At 71.7% G+C, this 20,944-nt stretch carries 20 protein-coding genes; 7 read left to right on the forward strand and 13 right to left on the reverse strand.

Translation table 11 applies throughout. The features are described from left to right. Window positions 1-176: 176 nt before the first annotated feature. From ACZ4TO_RS04760 to ACZ4TO_RS04780, 5 genes are all read right to left on the reverse strand, one after another. Complete coding sequence (locus ACZ4TO_RS04760; protein WP_385045645.1) at window positions 177-2,369, reverse strand: 3-hydroxyacyl-CoA dehydrogenase NAD-binding domain-containing protein; 2,193 nt, start codon at window positions 2,367-2,369, stop codon at window positions 177-179. Window positions 2,370-2,407: 38 nt separating this feature from the next. Continuing rightward, the gene (locus tag ACZ4TO_RS04765; RefSeq protein WP_382796190.1) at window positions 2,408-3,622 is read right to left on the reverse strand and encodes an acetyl-CoA C-acetyltransferase; all 1,215 of its coding nucleotides are present in this window, start codon (window positions 3,620-3,622) and stop codon (window positions 2,408-2,410) included. Window positions 3,623-3,644: 22 nt separating this feature from the next. Beyond that, entirely contained in the window at window positions 3,645-4,787 is a 1,143-nt protein-coding gene (locus tag ACZ4TO_RS04770) for an acyl-CoA dehydrogenase family protein (RefSeq protein ID WP_468023418.1), read from the reverse strand. A 118-nt stretch (window positions 4,788-4,905) separates the two neighbouring features. Beyond that, window positions 4,906-6,042 carry a CaiB/BaiF CoA transferase family protein gene (locus ACZ4TO_RS04775; RefSeq protein ID WP_468023419.1) on the reverse strand — a complete coding sequence of 379 codons (1,137 nt, stop codon included), beginning with the start codon at window positions 6,040-6,042 and terminating at the stop codon, window positions 4,906-4,908. Between the two features lie 282 nt (window positions 6,043-6,324). Further along, a complete protein-coding gene (locus ACZ4TO_RS04780) occupies window positions 6,325-6,705 on the reverse strand; it encodes an MmcQ/YjbR family DNA-binding protein (RefSeq protein ID WP_385045653.1) in 381 nt (126 codons plus the stop codon). Between the two features lie 143 nt (window positions 6,706-6,848). On the opposite strand from ACZ4TO_RS04780, the gene ACZ4TO_RS04785 reads away from it, so the two are divergent. Further along, window positions 6,849-8,021, forward strand: coding sequence for a saccharopine dehydrogenase family protein (locus ACZ4TO_RS04785; RefSeq protein WP_467840343.1), 1,173 nt, complete (start codon window positions 6,849-6,851; stop codon window positions 8,019-8,021). Window positions 8,022-8,150: 129 nt separating this feature from the next. Here the strand turns inward: ACZ4TO_RS04785 and mmpA are convergent, their stop codons facing one another. Then, window positions 8,151-8,297 carry a morphogenic membrane protein MmpA gene (gene mmpA, locus ACZ4TO_RS04790; protein ID WP_385045659.1) on the reverse strand — a complete coding sequence of 49 codons (147 nt, stop codon included), beginning with the start codon at window positions 8,295-8,297 and terminating at the stop codon, window positions 8,151-8,153. A gap of 95 nt (window positions 8,298-8,392) precedes the next feature. Next, window positions 8,393-9,082 carry an endonuclease V gene (locus ACZ4TO_RS04795; protein WP_468023420.1) on the reverse strand — a complete coding sequence of 230 codons (690 nt, stop codon included), beginning with the start codon at window positions 9,080-9,082 and terminating at the stop codon, window positions 8,393-8,395. Between the two features lie 76 nt (window positions 9,083-9,158). Here ACZ4TO_RS04795 and ACZ4TO_RS04800 point away from each other — a divergent pair, with 76 nt between their 5' ends. Continuing rightward, window positions 9,159-9,455: a YciI family protein gene (locus ACZ4TO_RS04800; RefSeq protein ID WP_382796179.1), complete on the forward strand. Its 297-nt coding sequence runs from the start codon at window positions 9,159-9,161 to the stop codon at window positions 9,453-9,455. A 28-nt stretch (window positions 9,456-9,483) separates the two neighbouring features. Here the strand turns inward: ACZ4TO_RS04800 and ACZ4TO_RS04805 are convergent, their stop codons facing one another. Next, complete coding sequence (locus tag ACZ4TO_RS04805) at window positions 9,484-10,590, reverse strand: oxidoreductase (protein WP_468023421.1); 1,107 nt, start codon at window positions 10,588-10,590, stop codon at window positions 9,484-9,486. 291 nt (window positions 10,591-10,881) lie between these two features. Here ACZ4TO_RS04805 and ssgD point away from each other — a divergent pair, with 291 nt between their 5' ends. Beyond that, window positions 10,882-11,298 carry a spore wall synthesis regulator SsgD gene (ssgD, locus tag ACZ4TO_RS04810; protein ID WP_382796176.1) on the forward strand — a complete coding sequence of 139 codons (417 nt, stop codon included), beginning with the start codon at window positions 10,882-10,884 and terminating at the stop codon, window positions 11,296-11,298. 16 nt (window positions 11,299-11,314) lie between these two features. Here the strand turns inward: ssgD and ACZ4TO_RS04815 are convergent, their stop codons facing one another. Continuing rightward, window positions 11,315-12,151, reverse strand: coding sequence for an isocitrate lyase/PEP mutase family protein (locus ACZ4TO_RS04815; RefSeq protein ID WP_468023422.1), 837 nt, complete (start codon window positions 12,149-12,151; stop codon window positions 11,315-11,317). A gap of 67 nt (window positions 12,152-12,218) precedes the next feature. Next, complete coding sequence (locus ACZ4TO_RS04820) at window positions 12,219-12,905, reverse strand: GOLPH3/VPS74 family protein (protein ID WP_385045672.1); 687 nt, start codon at window positions 12,903-12,905, stop codon at window positions 12,219-12,221. 303 nt (window positions 12,906-13,208) lie between these two features. Here ACZ4TO_RS04820 and ACZ4TO_RS04825 point away from each other — a divergent pair, with 303 nt between their 5' ends. The 3 genes from ACZ4TO_RS04825 to ACZ4TO_RS04835 all read left to right on the forward strand — a co-directional run bounded on the left by ACZ4TO_RS04825 (window position 13,209) and on the right by ACZ4TO_RS04835 (window position 16,940). Further along, window positions 13,209-14,843 carry an ABC-F family ATP-binding cassette domain-containing protein gene (locus tag ACZ4TO_RS04825; protein ID WP_385045675.1) on the forward strand — a complete coding sequence of 545 codons (1,635 nt, stop codon included), beginning with the start codon at window positions 13,209-13,211 and terminating at the stop codon, window positions 14,841-14,843. Window positions 14,844-14,973: 130 nt separating this feature from the next. Continuing rightward, a complete protein-coding gene (ddaH, locus tag ACZ4TO_RS04830) occupies window positions 14,974-15,750 on the forward strand; it encodes a dimethylargininase (RefSeq protein WP_382796169.1) in 777 nt (258 codons plus the stop codon). Between the two features lie 212 nt (window positions 15,751-15,962). Further along, a complete protein-coding gene (locus ACZ4TO_RS04835; RefSeq protein WP_382796167.1) occupies window positions 15,963-16,940 on the forward strand; it encodes an acyl-ACP desaturase in 978 nt (325 codons plus the stop codon). A 180-nt stretch (window positions 16,941-17,120) separates the two neighbouring features. On the opposite strand, the gene ACZ4TO_RS04840 is transcribed toward ACZ4TO_RS04835, so the two are convergent. Further along, complete coding sequence (locus tag ACZ4TO_RS04840) at window positions 17,121-18,338, reverse strand: esterase/lipase family protein (protein ID WP_468023423.1); 1,218 nt, start codon at window positions 18,336-18,338, stop codon at window positions 17,121-17,123. A gap of 133 nt (window positions 18,339-18,471) precedes the next feature. After that, window positions 18,472-18,717, reverse strand: a complete 246-nt coding sequence (locus tag ACZ4TO_RS04845) for a WhiB family transcriptional regulator (protein WP_355768218.1) — start codon at window positions 18,715-18,717, stop codon at window positions 18,472-18,474. A 280-nt stretch (window positions 18,718-18,997) separates the two neighbouring features. Here ACZ4TO_RS04845 and ACZ4TO_RS04850 point away from each other — a divergent pair, with 280 nt between their 5' ends. Further along, window positions 18,998-19,789, forward strand: coding sequence for a VOC family protein (locus ACZ4TO_RS04850; RefSeq protein ID WP_468023424.1), 792 nt, complete (start codon window positions 18,998-19,000; stop codon window positions 19,787-19,789). Between the two features lie 104 nt (window positions 19,790-19,893). On the opposite strand, the gene ACZ4TO_RS04855 is transcribed toward ACZ4TO_RS04850, so the two are convergent. Further along, window positions 19,894-20,931, reverse strand: a complete 1,038-nt coding sequence (locus ACZ4TO_RS04855) for a LacI family DNA-binding transcriptional regulator (protein WP_468023425.1) — start codon at window positions 20,929-20,931, stop codon at window positions 19,894-19,896. Window positions 20,932-20,944: the final 13 nt, after the last annotated feature.

The raw sequence follows: 20,944 nt of genomic DNA on the forward strand, positions 1-20,944 counted from the left end.
GGGGTCGTGGGGGGGGGGAGGGGGGGGGGGGGGGGGGGGTAGGGGGGTATGGGGGTTGTTAGTGGATAGTGGTGTTTCCTCCCCCCCCCCCCCTCCCCCCCCCCCCCCCCCCGCCCCCGTGGAGCAAGTCCCGCGCCCGCCGCCCGATCCGGGACCGGATCGGGCGGCGGCCCGGATCAGGACGCGTCGGCGAACCGCTCGCCGTTCTCCGCCTTCTCGACGAGCAGCGCCGGCGGGAGGAAACGGTCGCCGTAGCGCTCGGCGAGCTCCCGCGCGCGGGCCACGAACGCGGCCGGTCCCGTACCGGTCGCACCCTCGTAGCCGTTGATGTACTGGAGGACACCACCGGTCCAGCCCGGGAAGCCGATCCCGAAGACGGAACCGATGTTGGCGTCGGCGACGGAGGTCAGGACGCCCTCCTCGAGGAGCCGGACGGTGTCCAGCGCCTCGGAGAAGAGCATGCGCTCCTTCATGTCCTCGAACGGGATCTCGTACCCCGGCTTGGTGAAGTGCTCGCGCAGACCGGGCCAGAGCGGACCGCGCGCGCCGTCCTCGCCGTACTCGTAGAAGCCCGCTCCCCCGCTGCGGCCGGGACGCTCGAACTCGTCCACCATGCGGTCGATGACGGCCTCGGCCGGGTGGGTCTCCCACGTGCCGCCGGCCTCCTCGACGGCCTGCTTCGACTCCTTGCGGATCTTGCGCGGCAGGGTGAGGGTCAGCTCGTCCATGAGGGAGAGGACCTTCGCCGGGTAGCCGGCCTGGGCGGCGGCCTGCTCGACGGAGGCGGGCTCGATGCCCTCGCCGACCATCGCGACACCCTCGTTGATGAAGTGCCCGATGACCCGGGAGGTGAAGAAGCCCCGCGAGTCGTTGACGACGATCGGGGTCTTCTTGATCTGGCGGACCAGGTCGAAGGCGCGGGCCAGGGCCTCGTCGCCGGTGCGCTCGCCCTTGATGATCTCCACCAGCGGCATCTTGTCGACGGGCGAGAAGAAGTGCAGCCCGATGAAGTCCTCCTGCCGCTCGACGCCTTCGGCGAGGGCGGTGATCGGCAGGGTGGAGGTGTTGGAGCAGAGCAGGGCGTCGGGCTCGACGATGTTCTGGATCTCCTGGAACACCTTGTGCTTGAGCGCGGTGTCCTCGAAGACCGCCTCGATGACCGCGTCGCAGCCCGCGAGGTCGTTCGGGTCGGCGGTGGGCGTGATGCGGGCGAGCAGCGCGTCGGCCTTCTCCTGGGTCGTACGACCCCGCGAGACGGCCTTGGCGCACAGCTTCTCGGAGTACGCCTTGCCCTTGGCGGCCGCGTCGGCCGAGACGTCCTTGAGGACGACGTCCATGCCCGCGAGCGCGCACGAGTAGGCGATGCCCGCGCCCATCATCCCGGCGCCGAGGACGGCGACCCTGCGGACCGGGCGCGGCTCGACGCCCTTGGGGCGGTTGGCGCCGGAGTTGACGGCCTGGAGGTCGAAGAAGAAGGCCTGGATCATGTTCTTCGAGGTCTGGCCGGCGGCCAGCTCGACGAAGTAGCGGGCCTCGATGACCTGGGCCGTCTCGAAGTCGACCTGGGAGCCCTCGACGGCGGCCGCGAGGATGTTGCGCGGGGCCGGGTAGGGCGCGCCGTTGGTCTGCTTGCGCAGGTTGGCCGGGAAGGCGGGCAGGTTGGCCGCGAACTTCGGGTTCGCCGGGGTGCCGCCGGGGATGCGGTAGCCGGGCTTGTCCCAGGGCTGCTGCGACTCGGGGTTGGCGTCGATGAACGCGCGGGCCTTGGCGAGCAGTTCCTCGGGAGTGGCGGCCACCTCGTGCACCAGGCCGTTGTCCCGGGCGCGCGTGGCGTTGTACTGCGTGCCCTGGAGGAGGACCTTCAGCAGGGCGTCGGCGATGCCCAGCAGCCGCACGGTGCGGACGACTCCGCCGCCTCCGGGGAGCAGGCCGAGCGTGACCTCGGGGCAGCCGATCTTGGTGCCGGAGGTGTCGAGGGCGACCCGGTGGTGGCAGGCGAGGGCGAGCTCGAAGCCGCCGCCGAGGGCCGCGCCGTTGATCGCGGCGACGACCGGCTTGCCCAGGGTCTCGATGCGGCGCAGGTTGCGCTTGATCGCGAGGCCGCCGTCGAAGAGGTCCTGGGCGGTCTCGGGCGTGACCCGGATGAGGTCGCGCAGGTCGCCGCCCGCGAAGAAGGTCTTCTTGGCGGAGGTGAAGATGACGCCCCGGATCGAGTCCTTCTCGGCCTCCAGCCGGTCGGTGACCGCGGCGAGGGAGGCGCGGAAGGCCGCGTTCATGGTGTTGGCGGACTGGTTGGGGTCGTCGAGGACGAGGGTGACGACGCCGGTCTCGTCCTGTTCCCAGCGGATGGTGGTGGGCTCAGTGCTCATCAGGGGATGCTCCGTAGATCCTTGATCCGTTGGGAAGGTCAGACGCGTTCGACGATCGTGGCGATGCCCATGCCGCCGCCCACGCACAGGGTGGCGAGGCCGTAGCGCTTGTCCTGGCGCTCCAGCTCGTCGACGAGGGTGCCGAGGATCATCGCGCCGGTGGCGCCGAGGGGGTGGCCGAGCGCGATGGCGCCGCCGTTGACGTTGACCTTGTCCAGCGACAGGCCCATGTCCTTCACGAAGCGCAGGACGACGGCCGCGAAGGCCTCGTTGATCTCGACGAGGTCGATGTCGTCGATGGTCAGACCGGCCTTGGCGAGCGCCTTGCGGGCGGCGGGCGCGGGGCCGGTGAGCATGATGGTCGGCTCGGAGCCGGACACGGCGGCGGCGACGATCCGCGCGCGCGGGGTCAGGCCGTAGCGCTCGCCGACCTCCTTGGAGCCGATGGCGACGAGCGAGGCGCCGTCGACGATGCCGGAGGAGTTGCCCGCGTGGTGGACGTGGTCGATCTTCTCGACCCAGTGGTACTTCTGCAGCGCCACCGCGTCGAATCCGCCCAGTTCGCCGATGTCCGCGAACGACGGCTTCAGCTTGGCCAGCGAGTCGGCGGTGGTGCCGGGGCGCAGGAACTCGTCGTGGTCGAGGACCGTGAGACCGGCGCGGTCCCTGACCGGGACGACGGACCGGTCGAAGCGGCCGTCCTTCACTGCGGTGGCCGCGCGCTCCTGGGAGAGGGCCGCGTACTCGTCGACGTCGCGGCGGGAGAAGCCCTCGATGGTGGCGATGAGGTCGGCGCCGATGCCCTGCGGCACGAAGTTGGTGGCCAGGTTGGTCATCGGGTCGGCGAACCAGGCGCCGCCGTCCGAGGCCATCGGCACGCGCGACATCGACTCGACGCCGCCCGCGAGGACGAGGTCCTCCCAGCCCGAACGGACCTTCATCGCGGCCATGTTGACGGCTTCGAGGCCCGAGGCGCAGAAGCGGTTCTCCTGGACACCGGCCACCGTGTCGGGCAGTCCGGCGGCGATGGCCGCGATCCGGGCGATGTCGGAGCCCTGGTCGCCGACCGGGCCGACGACACCGAGCACGATGTCGTCGACGGCGGCCGGGTCGAGGCCGGGGAAGCGGCGCTGCACCTCGTGGATGAGCCCGACGACGAGGTCGATGGGCTTCGTTCCGTGCAGGGAGCCGTTCTGCTTGCCGCGACCGCGCGGGGTGCGGATCGCGTCGTACACGTACGCTTCGGTGCTCACTGGTAAGCCTTTCGAGGAGGGTTTAGCCGAGCAGGGAGCGGCCGATGATCTCCTTCATGATCTCGGTCGTCCCGCCGTAGATGGTCTGGATGCGTCCGTCGGTGAAGGCCCGTGCGACCCGGTACTCCGTCATGTAGCCGTAGCCGCCGTGCAGTTGAAGACACCGGTCGGCGACCCGCTTCTGCAGTTCGGTGGCCCACCACTTCGCCATGGAGGCGTGCACCGCGTCGAGTTCGCCGTCCGAGTGGTCGACGATGCAGCGGTCGAGGAAGGTGCGGGTGACGGCGCACTCGGTGGCCATCTCGGCTATCTCGAAGCGGATGTGCTGGAGCTTGGCGAGCGGCCGTCCGAACGCCTCGCGCTCCTTCACGTACTGGGTGGTGATCTCCAGGAGGTGTTCGGCGCCGGCGATGGCGGCGACGGCGATGCCCATGCGCTCCTGCGCGAGGTTGGTCATCAGGTGGACGAACGCGCCGTTCGGTTCGCCGAGCAGGTTCTCCTTGGGCACGCGGACGTCGTTGAAGAACAACTCCGCGGTGTCCTGCGACTTCTGGCCGATCTTGTCGAGGTTGCGGCCCCGTTCGAAGCCCTCCGCGCCCCGCTCGACGACGAGCAGCGACAGTCCGTGCGCGCCGCCCTCGGGGGTGGTCCTGGCGACCACGATCACCAGGTCGGCGAGGATGCCGTTGGAGATGAACGTCTTGGAGCCGTTGAGCAGGAAGTGGTCGCCCTTGTCCTCGGCGTGCGTCGTGATGCCCTGGAGGTCGGAGCCGGCGCCGGGTTCGGTCATCGCGATCGCGGTGATGATCGAGCCGTCGCAGAAACCGGGCAGCCAGCGCCGCTTCTGCTCCTCGGTGGCGAGGCCGGTCAGATACGGGCCGATGATGTCGTTGTGCAGCCCGAGGGCCAGGCCGGCCGCTCCCGCGCGCGTGAACTCCTCGGCCAGGACGGCGCTGTAGCGGAAGTCGGTGGTGCCGCCGCCTCCGTACTCCTCGGGCACGGCGAGTCCGAGCAGGCCCTGCTTCCCGGCCGCGCGCCAGGCCTCGCGGGAGACGATGCCGTCCTTCTCCCACTGCTCGTAGTGGGGCAGCACCTCCTTGGCGAGGAAGGTGCGCACGGTCTCGCGGAACGCGTCGTGCTCGGCGGTGAAGATCTGCCGCTTCATGCGGGAAGCGCCTTCCTGGAGTGCGTACGGAAACGTTCGGGGCGGGCGGTACCGGGGCTCGCGCAGGCGCGGGCGGGCGCCGGGCCCCGGCCGGGTACGGGCGGCGTGCGCAATCTCGTCATCCGCCGTCCTTCGTCAGTCCGGGTACGTCCCAGTCGCGGGCCACGTCCTCGGTGTCGGCGCCGGGCAGGGCGGGCCCGCCGCGGACGGAGGTGGCGGTGACCGAGAAGCGCGGCGCGGGGGCGGGCTGGGTGATGCCGCCGTGCTCCACGAAGGTGCCCCGGGCGGCGAGATGCGGATGACCGGGTGCCTCGCGCAGGGACAGGACCGGCGCCACACACGCGTCGCTGCCTTCGAAGACTGCGGTCCACTCGTCTCTCGTACGGGTCCTGAAGCGGTCGGCGACCGCCGCGCGCAGTTCCTCCCAGCGCGCCAAGTCCTTGTGGGCGGAACCGAGTTCGGGGATGCCGAGCAGGTCGACGAACCGGTCGTAGAACCGCTGCTCCAGGGGGCCGACGGCCATGTGCAGGCCGTCGGCGGTCTCGTAGGTCCCGTAGTACGGGCAGCCGCCGTCGAGGAGGTTGGCGGCGCGCCGGTCCTGCCAGCCGCCCGCCGCGATCATGCCGTGGATCATCGTCGAGAGGTGCGCGGTGCCGTCGACGATGGCCGCGTCCACGACCTGGCCGGTGCCGGTGGCCCGCGCGTGGTGCAGGGCGGCGAGGAGACCGACGACGAGGTAGAGCGAGCCGCCCGCGTAGTCGCCGAGGAGGTTCGCCGGGACCGCCGGCGGCCCGTCCGGGGCGCCGATCATCCCGAGGGTGCCGGTGAGCGCGATGTAGGCGATGTCGTGCCCGGCGCGCTGGGCGAGCGGGCCTTCCTGGCCCCACCCCGTCATCCGGCCGTAGACGAGCCGCGGGTTGCGGGCCCGGCAGTCCTCGGGGCCCACGCCGAGCCGCTCGGCGACGCCCGGGCGGTAGCCCTCGATCAGGATGTCGGCCCGTTCGGCCAGGTCCAGGACGCGCGACGGGCCGTCCTCGGCCTTGAGGTCGACGAGCACGGACCGCTTGTTGCGGTTGGTGACGTCGTGGGCCGGGTCGACGCCGATCCCGGCGCCGCCGGGCCGGTCCACCCGGACGACGTCCGCTCCGAGGTCGGCCAGCAGCATGGCGGCGAACGGGCCCGGACCGATGCCCGCCAGCTCGACCACGCGCACCCCGGCGAGGGGACCGTGTCCCGGCGTTCCTGCCGCTGTCATCAAGCCCCCAGCACTGTGACACCACTGATGTGACATCAGTGATGTTAAGAACGTGTTCCACTCCGGGCAAGCCCCCGGCGAGCAAGCGCTTAGTTAAATTCCGGCCTCGGGGCCGGATACGGAGCCGGATCCGGGGCCGGATACGGAGCCGGATCCGGGGCCGGATACGGAGCCGGATCCGGGGCCGGATACGGAGCCGGATCCGGGGCCGGATTCAAGACCGGTTTCAGGACCGGCTTCCGGTCGGGGCCGGCCTCGATCGCCACCGGGTCGCCGTCGCGATCAGCGCTGGTCCAGCTCGGCTATCAGCCTTTTGGGTGCTATCACGCGATAGCTCTCCTCGACCCAGTCGCACAGCAGCTCCGCCGCCGGCGCCCCCTGCTCCTCCAGGGGTACACGCACCCAGCCGGCCCTGCCCAGGCCGTACCCGGCGGGCTCCGCCCCGGGCGCGGTGAGCGCGTGGGCGTGCGCCGCCTCGTCCTTGAGCTTCACCGTGACGCCGAGCGGGTGACTGCCGTCGTCGAGACCGAGGAAGACGAAGACCTTCTTGTTGACCTTCACGACGGTCTCGCCCCAGGGGAACTCCTCCGCGGCGCCGGGCAGGCCGAGTGCGAACGCACGCACTTTCTGCCACTTTTTCAGCGCGTTTTCCGACACGGCCACGGCTGCCTCCGGCCTGTTCGTACCACCTCGTCGTCCGGCTGTTCGTACCTCACGCTAGCCTCAGCCACCGACAACGGCGCTTCGCGCACGACGTGGCGCGGGTCGCGCGTTCGAGCGCAGCCCACAGTGTGGTGGAGGGTGTCATGAGCAGGGTGAACGAGCCGGACCGCGCGTACGACATCGTGCTCTTCGGAGCCACGGGTTTCGTCGGGGAGCTCACCGCGGAGTATCTGGCCGCCCACGCGCCCGAGGGACTGCGGTGGGCGATCGCCGGACGCAGCACCGAGAAGCTGGAACGGCTGCGGGAACGGCTCGGCGGCGCCCCCGGTGTGCTGCGCGCTGACGTGACCGACCCGGACTCGCTGGGCGAACTCGCCCGGCAGGCGCGCGTGGTGGCCTCGACCGTGGGGCCGTACATCACCTACGGGGAGGAGCTGGTGGCCGCCTGCGCGGACGCCGGCACCGACTATCTGGACCTGACCGGCGAGCCCGAGTTCGTGGACCTGATGTACGTGCGACACGACGCACGCGCGCGGGAGACGGGCGCTCGGCTCGTGCACGCCTGCGGCTTCGACTCGATCCCGCACGACCTGGGCGCCTGGTTCACCGTTCGGCAGCTCCCCGAGGACGTGCCGCTGAGGGTGGAGGGATTCGTCCGCTCGCAGGCGATGTTCTCGGGCGGCACGTTCGCCTCCGCCCTCAACCAGTTCGCGCGGGGCCGGCACATGCTGGCCGCGGCGCGGGAACGCAGGCACCACGAACCGCGCCTGATGGGGCGGCGGGTCGAGGCCCCGCTGGGGGCACCGCGGTTCGCCAAGGAGGTCGGGGCGTGGGCGCTGCCGCTGCCCACGATCGACGCCCAGGTGGTGCAGCGCTCGGCGCGCGCCCTGGCCCGCTACGGGCCGGACTTCCGCTACCGCCACTACGCGGCCGTCGAGCGGCTGCCCATCGCCCTGGGCGGCGTCGCCGGGGTGAGCGCGCTCTTCGCCGCCGCCCAGGTCCCGCCCGCCCGCCGCTGGCTCTCCGACCGGATCAAGCCGGGTGAGGGGCCCAGCGCCGAGCGGCGCGCGAAGAGCTGGTTCTCGGTGCGTTTCGTGGGCGAGGGCGGCGGCCGTCGTGTGTTCACCGAGGTCTCGGGCGGCGACCCCGGCTACGGCGAGACCGCGAAGATGCTCGCGGAGTCGGCCCTGTCGCTGGCCCTGGACGAGCTGCCGAAGACGTCCGGGCAGGTCACCCCGGTGGTGGCGATGGGCGACGCGCTCCTGGAACGGCTGAGCGCGGCGGGGATCACCTTCCGTGTGGCGGCGGTGCGCTAGGGCCTGTCCGGCGACTGCCCTCTGCCCGGCGACGCCCTGCACGCGCTCTCGTCGGGCGGGCGGGACTTCGCGGACACGCTCCGGGGCCCGTCCGCGGGGCCTCGCGTGACGGTGCGGGCCGGGCGGTGCTCACGATGTCCAGGCGATCACCGTGTAGATCATCCCGCCGATCCAGGCGAGGCCGGCCGGGACGGCGAGGACCAGCGCGGCCGTCACCGCGCGCCCGTCGGGCCGCGCGGGTTCGGCGGAGGGGTTCGATGCCCGGTTCGTCGTCATGCCGTCAGCCTGCCGGTCGCGGCCCGGCCGTACATCCGTACGGGTACTCAGGAGGCCTACTCACCCGTGCGGGCCGGGCCGAGGACGCCTCGCTGTCAGGACGTCGCCTGCCGGAGCGCCAGGCGGCACAGGGAGTCCGCCCGGCGGGTGGATTCCGGCAGACGGTACTTCGGGGTCAGCGCGAGGGTGTGGGCGCAGGCGTTGTCGAGGTCCACGCGGTGGCCGACGGACACGAACACCGGCTTGACCCCGTCCCGGGTGCGCAGCGCGCGGCCCACCTCGGCGGTGCCCGCGAGCAGCGGTGAGGCGCTGCCGCGCCGGGTGCCCGGCTCCTCGTAGGAGAAGGTGAACGGGTTCTTGGCGACCCCGATCGTGGGAAGGCCGGTGAGGACGCCCAGATGGCTGGCGAGGCCGAAGCGGCGCGGGTGGGCGAGGCCGTAGCCGTCGCAGACGACGAGGCCGGGCGGGCAGGGCAGGGCGTCCAGGGCGGCCATGACGGTCGGGATCTCGCGGAAGGCGAGCAGCCCGGGGACGTACGGGAAGGAGACCCTGCCGACGGCGGTGGCCTCCGCCACGACCTCGCGGGTGGCCGCGTCGAGGACGACGGCGGCCGCGACCACGACGTCCCGCTCGTCGTCGTAGGCGACGTCGACGCCGGTCACGTGGCCGGTGCCGGGCGGCGGACCCGGCTCGTCGAGCACCACCCGCTCGCGCAACTCGTCCTGTACGGCACGGGCTTGTTCCTCGGTGACGGGCCAGCCCGCGGGAATGCTCACGATCGTCATGATGCGAACGAGCCTACGGGCCGGTCCTCATGAGGGTGGGCCGGGGCGGGCGGACGGTGGGCGTAGGGTCGCGATCATGTTCGTACTGGAGTTGTCCTACACCGCGCCGCTCGACGCCGTCGATGCCGTTCTGGAGGCGCATGTCGCCTGGCTCGACGAGCAGTACGCGGCCGGGACCTTCCTCGCCTCGGGGCGCAAGAACCCCCGCGACGGCGGGGTGATCCTCGCCGTCGCGGAGGACCGGGCGCGGATCGAGGAGATCGCCGCGGGCGACCCGTTCGTCACCGCGGGCGTGTGCGCGTACCGCGTCACCGAGTTCGTGGCGACGAAGACGGCACCGGGCCTGGAGCGCTACCGGGAGACCCTCGGCTGAGGACCGCCCCGGGCGCCCTCCCCTCGTCTCAACGCTCCAGCCGGGCGACGCGTCCCTTCTCGCCGGAGGCCCAGCAGCCGAGGTCCGGGGTGCAGTCCACGGTGTCGTACGAACCGGTGTCGAGGGTGCGCCAGGTGCGGCCGCCGTCGGTGGTCAGGTCGGTGCCGGTGGGGCCGACCGCGAGGGCGGCGGTGCGGCTGTGCGGAAGCCAGGTGACGCCGGAGCGGTAGGCGGGCGGGGGCCGGTCCGCGGTGGTCCAGGTGCGGGCGCCGTCGGGGGTGATCGCCGCGGCCCGGGGTGAGGGCTGGTCGGCGCGGTAGTCGCCGCCCACCGCTATGCCGTGGACGCGGTCGCGGAAGGCGAGGGCGAAGACGCCGCGCGCCGGGTCGCCCGCGGGGACCGGGGTGTCGGTGGCGGTCCAGGTCAGTCCGCGGTCCGCGGAGTGCAGCACGCGCGCGTGCGCCCCGCCGCCCGTGGCCAGCCACACGTCGCGGGGCCCCGAGCCGACCAGGCACTGACCGCTCGCGGCGAAGCCCGCCTCGCCGTCCTCGGCGGCCGGCATGCCGTCGCCGGGCAGCACCTTCCAGGTACGGCCGCCGTCGCCGGTCGACAGGATGCGGAACCTGCCGTCCACCGGGTCGCTCATCGCCAGGCCGTGCCGCCGGTCCAGAAACGTGAGGCAGTCGTAGAAGGCGTGCGCGTCGGTGTTGCGGAAGGACTCGGTCCAGGTGGCGCCGCCGTCCTCGGTCCGGTAGACGCGGGACGCCTCGCCCTCGCCGATGGCCAGGACCACGGCACGCCGGGCGTCGAACGCCTCGATGTCGCGGAACTCCAGGTCCGCCGCGCCGGGCGGCGACACGTTCCGCCAGACCGCGCCGCCGTCGGTGGTGCGCAGCACGGTCCCCTTCGAGCCGGCCACCCACGCGGTGTCCCTGCCGACGGCCGACAGTCCGCGAAAACGCGCGTCCGTGCCGGTGTCCTTGAGCGCCCACTGCGGGGTCCGCGCCGTGTCGTGCGCCCGCGCGGGCGCCGCCGCCGCGGGTAGCGCCACGACCAGCGCCGCGGCGAGTGCGGCGGCCGCCGAACCCACGCCGACCGTACGGCCCGTGCGTCTCGTCTTCCCCAAGCCCCTCATGGCGGGCGAAGCTAGTCCACTCCCCCGATCGCGTCCAGATGGCCTCCGGAGGGAACCTCGGGGGCCGCCCGGGTGTCCTCTTCGGTGTCGGGTGAGCGCGGAAGGGAAAGGGATCACCACGATCTCCGACAAGGATCATCACGATCGGGGAAAGTGGATCTCCCGGCGCATGGCCTCGGTGACAGAGGTCACTCGGGTCAGAGGTGCACGCGCCGGGTCATTCTTCCGTCTCTTCAATTGACCGGCTTCATCCGCCCGGAGTTCGTCCAGCCGTCACAAGGGAGCAAGGCGTTGTCCACCGCAATCGAGCAGCCCGTAGAGGCCCGACTCGTCGCCGCCGCGCCGCGGATGCCGAGCATTCCGGCCACGCTGCACTACGACCGGACCGACCCGTTCGCCGTCCGCATGACCTTCCCGGCCCCGGCCACGCTCGAAGGCGTCGAGGTCTGCTGGACCTTCGCCCGGGACCTGCTCGTGTCGGGTCTGGAGGACGCGGTGGGGTACGGCGACGTACGGGTACGGCCGTACGGGTTCGACCGCACCGTCCTGGAGTTCCACGCCCCCGAGGGCACCGCGGTGATCCATGTGCGTTCGGGCGAGGTGAGAACCTTCCTCCAGCAGACCACCGAGCTGGTGCCGGTCGGCCTCGAACACCTCCAGGTGGACCTGGACCACGATCTGGAGGAACTCATGCGGGGCACCTGCTGAACCCTCGCGGGTACCGTCAACCGGCGCGCCCCATCAGGGCGTTGAGGCCGGCGTAGTCGAACCCGCCGGTCAGGCTCTCGCAGGTCCCCGTGCCCAGCAGCTCCCGCGCGGCACGCCGGACCAGGGCGTGCGCCGCCGCCGCGATGCTCGACCCCGCGCTGATCCGGGCCACCCCGAGTGCGGCGAGCTCGTCCACGGACGGCGCCCCCGGGCCCACCAGGATGTTCAGCGGGCCGTCGATGCCCTCGACGAGCGTCTTCACGATCGCCGGATCGACGGTTCCGGGGACGAAGACGCCGTCGGCTCCCGCGGCCAGGAAGGCCGCGGCCCGCTCCAGGGTCTCCTCCACCCCGCCCGCGCCGCGCAGGAACGTGTCGATGCGGGCGTTGACGAACAGGGGAACCCCCGCGGCGTCCGCGGCGGCGCGGACCGCGGCGATGCGCTCCGCCTGCTCCGCCACGGGACGCAGCGGCCCGGCCCCCTCCTCGTACAGGGCGTCCTCGATGTTCACGCCCACCGCGCCCGCCGCGAGCACCGCCCGGACCGTGTCCCCCACGCCCTCGGCGCCGGACGCGTACCCGCTCTCGATGTCCGCGCTGACCGGCACCCGGACCACGGCGGTGATCCGCGCCACGGCCGCGAGCGCGACGTCCCTGTCCAGCCGGTCCCCGTCCGCCACGCCCAGCGACCAGGCGAGGCCCGCGCTGGTCGTCGCCACCGCCGCGCCGCCCGCGTCCTCGACGATCCGGGCGCTCACCGCGTCCCAGGCGTTCGCCAGGACGAGGGGCCGGCCGGGCACGTGCAGGGCGCGGAGGGCGAGGGCGGAGTCGCGGAGGCTCTCGGTGTCGGTCATGGGGCAAGCCAAGCACGGCCGGCGCGAGGGGAGCTGGCAGGAATCCGACGTGTTCGTGGCCGGGGCGTCAGCTCGAGGTCGTGGTGGCCGCGGTCGTGGAGGAGGCCGTCGTGGCCGCCACGACCACCGCCGTGCGGACGTCCTGGATGACCTTCCTCAGGGCGGGAGCCGCCGCGCCCCCGCGCTCGGTGAGCCGGTCGATGCGGTCGCGGTGGAGCCTGCGTTCCTTGGGCGACGCGAAGGTGCGCAGCTCGGCGGCGGTGGCCAGGGCGACGAGGGCCGCGTCGCGGTCACCGACGTCGGCGACGGGCACCGGGCCCTCCAGCACCTCCCGCGCGTCCTGGCGCAGGGCCTCCACCACGGGGATCCGGTCCAGCTCGTACTCGACGGACGGGAAGATCCCGAAGACCCGCTTGCGCTCCGCCCGCAGGTATCCCTCGGCCGCGAGCTGGGCGCGGACCGCGTCCAGGGTGACCCGGGCCCGTGAGGTGACCCACGGCTTCCACCGCCGGGGCCGGGACTCCGCCACGAGTTCGAGGAGCCCGTCGAGAACGACGTCCCCGGTCCGGGTGTCGGCGTCGACCGGGGTGACGATGCCGTCGTCGTCGACGAGCAGCCCGCGCTGGGCGAGCTCGGTGAGGGCGCCGGCGCGCACCAGGTGGTGGAGGTGGGTGGACCCGGTGATCCTCCCCTTGGTGGTGTCCCACGCCAGGAGGTAGAGCCGGGCGGGCAACGAGAGTGGGCCGTTCGGCACAGGTTCTCCTCGGTTCGTCGGTGGGGCGCGTTAATCCTTTGACAGCCCTCGGGACCGTCCCTACGGTGTGAAGCGCTTCTGTTGCCGTCGAATGGAGAAGGACGTTGCTCGTCTGAGGTCGGAGACACCGCGTCACACAGCCGGTCCCGTCGGACCCGCGTGTGCGCAGCGTGCGACCTCGGCGTTCGAGCCGTCCCAGGGTGCGGAGCCCGTTCTTCCCGCTCTCCTCCGAACCGGATCGTCGTCGCCTCGCGGTGTCCCGTACGCGTACCCCCGACCGCATCCAGCAACCGCGAGGCCCTCATGTCAACGTTCCCCACCTCCGTCACCTGTACCTCCCTGTCCTTCGCCTGGCCGGACGGCACCGAGGTCTTCGACGGTCTCCAGGCCGCCTTCGGACCCGGCGTCACCGGACTCGTCGGCGTCAACGGCTCCGGCAAGTCGACCCTGTTGAAGCTGATCGCCGGAGAGCTCACCCCGGCCGACGGCACCGTCCGGGTCGCGGGCGAGGTCGGCCGTCTGCCGCAGAACGTCACCCTCGACACCGCGCTGCGGGTCGACGAGGCGCTCGGCATCCGCGCGGTGCGCGCCGCCCTGCACGCGATCGAGGCGGGCGACGCGTCCGAGGAGCACTTCGACGTCGTCGGCGACGACTGGGACGTCGAGGAACGGGCCCGCGCCACCCTCGGCGAACTCGGTCTCGGGCACATCGACCTGGACCGCACGATCGGCGAGGTGTCCGGCGGCGAGTCGGTGCTGCTGCGGCTGGCCGCGCTCCTGCTGCGCCGGCCGGACGTCCTGCTGCTCGACGAACCGACCAACAACCTCGACCTGTACGCGCGGCAGCGGCTGTACGCGGCCGTGGAGGCCTGGTCCGGGGTCATGATCGTGGTCAGTCACGACCGTGAACTCCTCGACCTGGCCGACCAGATCGCCGATCTGCACTCCGGCGAGGTCACCTGGTACGGCGGGAACTTCTCCGCGTACGAGGAGGCGCTCGCCGCCGAACAGGAGGCGGCCGAGCGCATGGTGCGGGTCGCCGAGTCCGACCTGAAGAAGCAGAAGCGCGAACTGGTGGACGCCCAGGTCAAGTTGGCGCGGCGCAGACGGTACGGGCAGAAGATGAACGAGCAGAAGCGCGAACCGAAGATCGTCATGGGGGCGCGCAAACGGTCGGCCCAGGAGTCCGCCGGCAAGCACCGGCTCCTGCACGAGGGCAGGCTGAGCGAGGCGAAGGAGCGTCTCGACGAGGCGGTGGAGGCCGTACGGGACGAGGACGTGATCCGGATCGACCTGCCGTACACGGCGGTGCCGCCGGGTCGCGACGTCCTCACCCTGGACCGGCTGGAGCTCCAGCACGGCGCACGGGTGAACGGCGTGTTCGATCTTCGCGGCCCCGAACGCGTCGCGATCGTCGGGCGCAACGGATCGGGCAAGACGACACTCCTGCGCACGATCGCCGGGGAGCTGGACGCCGTGTCCGGCGAGGCACTCGCCCATGTGCCCCTGCGCTTCCTGCCGCAGCGGCTCGACGTCCTCGACGAGGAGCTGACGGTCGCCGAGAACGTGGCCCGGTACGCCCCCGCCGCCACCCGTAACCGGATCCGGGCCCGGCTCGCCCGCTTCCTGTTCAAGGGGGCGAGGGCCGACCAGCGGGCGGCGACGCTCTCCGGTGGCGAACGCTTCCGCGCGGCGCTCGCTGCCCTGATGCTGGCCGAGCCCGCCCCGCAGCTCCTGATGCTCGACGAGCCGACGAACAACCTCGACATGGCGAGCGTCCGGCAGCTCACCTCGGCCCTGGAGTCGTACGAAGGGGCGCTGATCGTCGCGAGCCACGACATGCCGTTCCTGGAGTCGATCGGCATCACGCGACGGCTGCTGCTGGAAGGAGGAGAACTGAAAGAAATCGCTCCGGAAACTGTCGGGTATTCCTCATAGTGCGGGGAGCACGGGCGGCCTAGCGTCGGGGGTGGGCGGTGCCCGGCGTCGGGCCGAGGGTCTTCTGCGTGCGCGGACCGCACTGCATGATGGTGCGTTCGATGCCCCCGTCCGATTCGGAGACCCGCCCGTGCCCAGTCAGAAAGCGCTCGTCCGCAGGCCCGGCCCCCGCCTCGCCGAGGGGCTGGTGACCCATGTGGAACGCACGGAGGTGGACGTCGATCTGGCGGTCGAGCAGTGGGAGGCGTACACCGAGGCACTGCGGACGCACGGCTGGGAGACGATCGAGGTGGACCCGGCCGAGGACTGCCCGGACGCGGTGTTCGTCGAGGACGCCGTCGTCGTCTTCCGCAATGTCGCGCTCATCGCCCGGCCCGGCGCGGAGTCACGCCGGGCCGAGACGCCGGGGGTCGAGGAGGCCGTGGCACGCCTCGGCTGCTCGGTGAACTGGATCTGGGATCCGGGCACCCTCGACGGCGGCGACATCCTGAAGGTGGGCGACACGATCTACGTGGGCCGCGGCGGCCGGACGAACGCGGCCGGGGTCCAGCAGGTGCGCGCCGTCTTCGAACCGCTCGGGGCCCGGGTCGTCGCGGTTCCCGTCAGCAAGGTGCTGCACCTGAAGTCGGCGGTCACCGCTCTGCCCGACGGGACGGTGATCGGGTACGAGCCGCTCGTGGACACGCCCTCGCTGTTCCCGCGCTTCCTGGCCGTCCCGGAGGAGTCCGGGGCGCACGTGGTGCTCCTGGGCGGCGGGAAGCTGCTGATGGCCGCGTCCGCCCCGAAGACCGCGGAACTGCTCGCCGACCTCGGCCACGAACCGGTCGTGGTGGACATCGGCGAGTTCGAGAAGCTGGAGGGCTGTGTCACGTGCCTCTCGGTGAGGATGCGGGAGCTGTACGTCTGAACGAGTGAGCGAGCCACCCGTACGGCCCAGGCGTCTCGACGCCCAGGGTCTCGTCGGCGTGGGCCGGGAGGCGGCCTGCCCGCGCCCGTAACACCGCTGATCAGCGGTCTTTACGGGGTTCTTAACCTACGGAGACGTAACCTACGGAGACGTAGCCTACGATGCCGTAGGTTAGAAGTTCCGCTCGTTGTCCCGTCCCCCCTGGAGCACCAGTGACGATCACTTCCCCCGACCTCGGCAGCCCGGCAACCTCCTGGACCGACGCTCGCCTGCTGTACGCGCTGGAGGAAGTCGTCGAGACGGAGCTCAATCGCCACCTGAAGGTGGCGAAGGACTGGATGCCGCACGAGTACGTGCCCTTCAGCGACGCCCGCAACTTCCCGGGGCTCTTCGAGGACGGCGAGGCCTGGGAGAAGGAGCAGTCCAAGGTCACCGAGATCGGCCGGATCGCGTTGGTCGTCAACCTGCTCACCGAGGACAACCTGCCGAGCTACCACCACGAGATCGCGTCCCTGTTCGGCCGCGACGGCGCCTGGGGCACCTGGGTGCACCGCTGGACGGCGGAGGAGGGCCGGCACGGCATCGTGATGCGCGACTACCTGCTCGCCTCGCGCGCGGTGGACCCGGACAAGCTCGAGGCGTTCCGCATGCAGCACATGAGCGAGGGCTTCGAGTCGGACAACCGCCACTCGATGCTGCACTCGGTCGCGTACGTCGCGTTCCAGGAACTGGCCACCCGCATCTCGCACCGCAACACCGGACACCAGTCGGGCGACCCGGTCTGCGACCGCATGCTGGCGCGCATCGCGACCGACGAGAACCTGCACATGGTGTTCTACCGCAACCTCCTGAAGGCCGCGTTCGAGCTGGCTCCCGACCTGACCATGCAGGCCGTCCGTGACGTCGTCGTCAACTTCCGGATGCCCGGTCACGGCATGCCCGGCTTCGAGCGCATGGCCGCGCAGATGGCCATCGGCGAGGTCTACAACCTGCGCATCCACCACGACGACGTGCTCCAGCCGGTGCTGCGGCACCTCAGGGTCCTGGAGATCGACGGTCTCGGCCCCGAGGGCCTCAAGGCCCAGGAGGAGCTCGGCTACTTCATGGGCGGCCTGGACTCCGAGGCCTCGAAGTTCGACGAGAAGCTCGCCGCCCGCAAGGCCCGGATGGCGGCCCGCGCCACCGCGTGACACCCCCTCCCGCGTACGCGGGAGCGGGCGGACCGACGAGCGCCCGGGCGCCCCGGCAGGGTTCAGGTCCTGCCGGGGCGCCCGCGCATGCCGGGGCCCTGCGGGCCCGCACCCGGTTCCCGGGCCGAACGGTCCCCGACCGATCCGGCCTCGGGCCGGGGTCTGGTCCCGGGCCGGGGTCTAGTCGGGAAGCCGGTCCAGGACCCACTCCCCGATCTCCTGCGTCATGACGGCGTGCGGGTCGTTGTCCGCCGAGAGCAGGAAGTCGTCGAGATCCGACTCCTCCGGCGGCAGCTCGTCGATGACGGCGTACAGGTTCTCCTGCCGGTCCAGGTCACGGATGGCGACCGCGCTGACGGACGGGACGAAGCACACCGACCGGTGGACCATGTCGACGTTCTCGCCGAACGCCCTGAGCGTGTCCCCGACGAGGCCGAACGACTCCAGCGTCCCGCCGGGCGCGCCGTCGAGCTCGGGGAACCCGCTCGTGGTGACCGTGTGCGGTCCGCCGAGGACGCCGTCGAGCACGGCCACCTCCACGTCCTCACCCTTGGGCTGGGCGAGGAAGTACGTACCGTCGAAGAGCGGTCCGGCGCAGGTCAGCGCCTTCGCCCCGGCGCGCACGCCGTTGCCCACACCGTCGCCGCGCCCGCTGGACACCCCGATCAGGCGCGGGATGCGCGGCCAGCCGCCCACCCGCTCCAACTGCTCCTTGAACGCGCGGCGCAGCGGACTCTCCCTCGGCGTACCGTCCAGGGCGTCCAGGTGGCGCCAGAGCATCTGCTGCGAGGCCGGGCTGCCGATCTGCCGCAGGTAGGTGTCGTCGCCGGCGTCGGCGAGGTAGTGCGCGAACGCCTGGAGTCCGATCGGCACCCACGCTCCCCGGTGCGGGCTGTCGAACGACGCGTAGACCCCGACCCGGTGGTCCATGCGCTGCGTCTCCATCTTGGCCAGCGCGTAGCGGGCGACGATGCCGCCCATGCTGAACCCGCCGACGAGCAGCCGGGTGTCGTCGAGCTGTTCGGCGATGGTCCGCATGATCGCGGCGGTCATCGTCTCGGCGTTGCGCAGGATCGACTCGCTCCGCTCGTCGAACCCGACGAGGATCAGCGTGCGTCCCCGCCGTCGCAGTTCGCCGATGAACGGGAACCTGCCGTTCTCCAGCCCGTCCCACAGCCAGTCGAAGTCGGTCGGCCCGAGGTTGAAGCCGTCGGCCAGGACGACGGGCCGGACCACTCCCTGGCGGCCCTCCCCGTAGTACACCCGGGCACTGCCGCCCGGTAGCTGCCATTCCTCGTCGGCCCGGGGAGCCTGCGCGAGTGCGGCCTTCCCCATCGGGGCGACGAGCCCGATCGATCCCGCGGCTTTCCTGGCTTTGTCGGCCTTGCTGTCGGCCATGACGTCCCTTTCGGTGTCGGTGACAACGATCAGAGGACGTCATACGCAGATTTGGCAATGTCCAAGCGCATATGCCAGACAGCTCACTCCGATGAACCACGACGGCAGCCGGACGGAGGTGAGGGGGTGCGTGTCACTCCAGGGCGCGCCGCAGGCCGAGACGTTCCTTCTCGGAGAGTCCGCCCCAGACGCCGAAGCGTTCGTCGTTGCTCAGCGCGTATTCGAGGCACGCGGGACGCATCGCGCACATCCCGCAGATGCGCTTGGCCTCGCGCACCGAGCTGCCCGGCTCGGGAAAGAAGAAGTCCGCCCCCGTCTGCGCGCACAGCGCCTGCTCCTGCCAGGCGAGGTCGGACGGGGTGATGGTTACCGAGTACATGCTCAGAGCGTGCCCGGCGGCGAAAAACGTTCGATCAACGCGGGATCAACGCGGCGTACCAAGGCTTCCGGCGGCCTCGATGATGGCCCCGGGGGCGGGCCGCGGGCACGGCGGCGCGCGGAGAAACCGGCGACGAACCGGCGACGATACGAATCCCGGCGGCCACTCGGAGTGACGGGTGCCGCCGCCGCGGGCGGTTTGCGCGTCTCCGGGGCGATTGTCAGTGGGCGGTGGAAGACTCGGCACCAAAGGCAACGGGACCCCTCAAAGGAGGGCAATCATGCTCACCACCAGGTTCGTCAACGGCTCCCCGAACTGGCTGGATGTCGGCACGGCCGACATCGAGGGCGCCATCGCCTTCTACGGAGGCCTCTTCGGCTGGCGGTTCCAGTCGGCGGGGCCGGAGGCGGGTGGCTACGGCTTCTTCCAGGTGGACGGCAAGACCGTGGCCGGGGGTATGCAGATCACCGCCGAGCAGGGCCCGCCGTCCTGGAACGTCTACTTCCAGACCGCCGACGCCGAGGCCACCGCCAAGGTGGTCGAACAGCACAAGGGCACGGTGCTCATGCCGCCCATGGACGTGATGGGCGAGGGACACATGGCGATGCTCGCCGATCAGGCGGGCGTGGTCTTCGGCGTGTGGCAGCCCGGCCGGACCAAGGGGCTGGGCATGGCCGGCGACCCGGGTTCCCTGTGCTGGGTCGAGCTCTGCACACCGGACGTCGCGGCGGCCGCCGGGTTCTACAACTCCGTCTTCGGGTGGCAGACGACGGCGGCCCAGTTCCCGGGCGGGACCTACACCTGCGTCAACCCGGCGGACACGGAGGAGGAGGCCATGTTCGGCGGTCTGGTGCCGCTCGCGGACGACCCGGTCGAGGCGAGGACCGGCGCGTACTGGCTGCCGTACATCGAGGTCCCCGACACGGACGCCGTGGTGGCCAAGGCCGAGGAACTCGGTGGTGCGGTCCGTATGCCCGCCACGGACATGGAGGGCGTCGGCCGCATGGCCAAACTCGCCGATCCGTACGGGGCACGCTTCGCGGTGATCAAGAGCGCCCCGCAGCAGAGCTGACGCTCCCTCGGTCGCCCATTCTCGGCGCGGGGCAAGGCTCATGGGCCCCGTGCCGGGGGTCGGCCATGAGCCCAAGCTCTCTTGAGCCCTACAGCCCTTCAGCCCTACGCCGAAGCCCGTCGGACGATCGTCGTCGGCAGGACCACTCCGGCGGGATCGGGGTCCGGGACCTGTGCCGCCGGGCCGCCTTCGAGTCCGCGGATCAGCATCCGGGCCATCAGCCGGCCCATCTCCTCTATCTCCTGACGCACCGTCGTGAGCGGAGGATCGGTCTGTTCGGCGATCGGCAGCATGTCGTCGAAGCCGATCACGGCCACGTCGTCGGGGACCCGTCGCCCGTGCTCACGCAGCACGCGCAGCACGCCGAGGGCCGACAGGTCGTTCCCCACGAACACCGCGTCGACGTCGGGGCAGCGCTCCAGCAGTTCCCGCATGGCGCGTTCACCGCCGGCGGGGGTGAAGTCCCCCTGCGCGACGAGCTCCGGACCGGCGTCGGCCATGACGTCCCGGAAGCCGTCGAGCCGGTCGACCGCGGACGTCTGGTCGAGGGCACCGGTGATGTGGGCGATGCGCGTCCGCCCGAGACCGAGGAGATGACGGACGGCCTGACGCGCCCCGCCGCGGTTGTCGCAGTCGACGTACACCGCTTCGCGGACGCCGTCGCCCCAGCCGGGCCGACCGCCGAACACGGTCGGCACCCCCGCGCCGTGGATGAGGCCCGGCAGCGGGTCGTCGAGGTGCAGGGAGAAGACGAGCGCGCCGTCGACATGGCCGCCGGCGAGATAGCGGGCGACGCGCGCGTGGTCGTCGCGGCCCTCCGTGAGCAGCAGGACCAGTTGTGAGTCGTTGGCCGTCAGTTCCTTGCTGATGCCCCGGAGCTGGAGGGCGAAGAACGGGTCGGCGAAGACCCTGGTCTCCGGTTCGGCGATCACGACGGCGACCGCGTCGTGGCGCCGGGTGACGAGGCTGCGGGCGGCCTGGTTCGGAACGTAGCCCAGTTCCTCGACGGCCCGGCGTACCCGCTCGACGAGCGGTTCACGGACTCCGTCCCCACCGTTCACGACCCGTGACACGGTGGCCCGGGAGACCCCGGCCCGCGCGGCCACGGCCTCCAGCGTGGGGCGCGACGCTGTCTCGGTCACCTCAGGGCACCTC

Source organism: Streptomyces sp. NPDC028298, from assembly GCF_055565895.1.